At 44.4% G+C, this 1,717-nt stretch carries 2 protein-coding genes; one reads left to right on the top strand and one right to left on the bottom strand.

What is annotated here, in order from left to right; all coding sequences use genetic code 11:
- Positions 1–121 precede the first annotated feature (121 nt).
- Entirely contained in the window at positions 122–1,000 is an 879-nt protein-coding gene (locus A3761_RS24105) for a prephenate dehydratase (protein ID WP_068506680.1), read from the bottom strand.
- Between the two features lie 180 nt (positions 1,001–1,180).
- Here A3761_RS24105 and A3761_RS24100 point away from each other — a divergent pair.
- On the top strand, positions 1,181–1,717 hold a 537-nt coding region (locus A3761_RS24100; RefSeq protein WP_068751059.1), incomplete at its 3' end, for a transposase.

Here is a 1,717-nt window from a genome sequence, read left to right as displayed (position 1 = left end):
TTTGGTTTGCGTTTAGTTCGCAACTTCTAAACGTAATGAAATCAAAAAAAGCCTCATATGAGGCTTTTTGTATGTATGGGAATAATCCGAAGTAGACAAGGCGGGGCCGCCTACAAAAATCTCACACAAACTCATGCTTCCGACGATACTTATGCGCCGGATACGAACCCAATATCCGTACCTCCTTCGCGAAAAAGTTCAATTCTTCCAAAGCATTCTGAAGCGCTTGCTGACGATAATGTCCATCGACATCAATATGAAAATGACTCGCTTCCATGGTTCCACCATCCATATAGCTCTCAAGCTTGATCATATTGACACCGTTGGTGGCAAAACCACCGAGAGCCTTATACAAAGCCGCCGGTATATTTCTGACCGAAAACAACAAGCTCGAAATATAATGCTGCTTCGGATCATAGTCGGCATCAATAGCTTGCTTAGCCAAAACAATAAAGCGCGTCGTGTTGCCGCCCACATCCTGAAAGCTCTCTGCGATCACATCTAGCCCATACAGCTCTGCCGCCAAAGTAGAAGCTATCGCGCCATGGCTACCGTAAACCGATTGCGCATCTTTCTTAGACGCCAAGTCCTTAGCAGACAAAGCCGTATCCATCGCCACTAAAGGGGTGATCTTTAAAGCTTCCAAACGATGAAAGCACTGCGCCAAAGCTTGAGGATGAGAAGACACTGTCTTAATCGCCTCAAGTTGAGTTCCGGGTAGGGCAAGCAAGCAATGATTCACCGGCTCAAAGTGCTCGGCAATAATGCTCAAATGCGTATTGGGTAATAAACGATAAATCTCCTCAACACGCCCGGCGGTCGAATTCTCAAGCGGGATCATCGCATAGTCAGCCTGGCCTTGTTCCACCAGCTGAATAGCGCTTTGAAAGTTCTCGCAAGCGAGGGCACGATGATCAGGAAAGACCTTCTTACAGGCCAAGTGCGAATAAGCACCCTCAATTCCCTGATAAGCAACAGTAATCTGTGTAGGAGTGTTCATGGTAATAACTGCTTGTATAAATTCGAATGCTGGGATTATAAAGAATAATCAGAGCTAGTGTATCTTTTTCAACGGAGTCAGACTCGATTGAAAACCAATCGAGTCTGACTCCGTTGAAAAGAAGCTGCTGAAAAGTTAGTGTAGATTTAGTGTTCAACGCCAGAAGACAGGGAGGTCAATATGGCGAGATTACCCCGGTTTGTGATTCCAGGCCATCCGCAGCGCGTGATTATTAGAGGTAATAACCGTGAAGCGATTTTTCATCAAAATGACGATTATTTGTTCTATCTAGATAAACTGAATGACGCGTGTCGAGCATACTCTTGTGAAGTACATGCTTATGTCTTGATGACCAATCACGTACATTTGCTGATTACACCTCAAGTGGAAGACGGCATATCAAAAACAATACAGAATATTGGGCGTTACTATGTTCAGTACTTTAATAAAAAGTACCGCCGAACGGGTACGTTGTGGGAAGGGCGTTATAAAGCGTCTCTTATTGACTCAGCTCTCTATTTACTAACTTGCTATCGATATATCGAGCTAAATCCTGTTCGGGCCAATATGGTGGCCCACCCATCTAATTACCCTTGGTCTAGTTATCGTGTTAATGCTTTGGGAGCACAAAGCGAGCTAATCTCACCTCATTTCGAATACTTGTCTTTATCCGTATCGCCAGAAAAAAGACGGTCGATATATCGTTCTCTATTTACG

This window comes from Oleiphilus sp. HI0123 (assembly GCF_001635315.1).
This window is presented reverse-complemented; position numbering and strand designations above follow the sequence as displayed.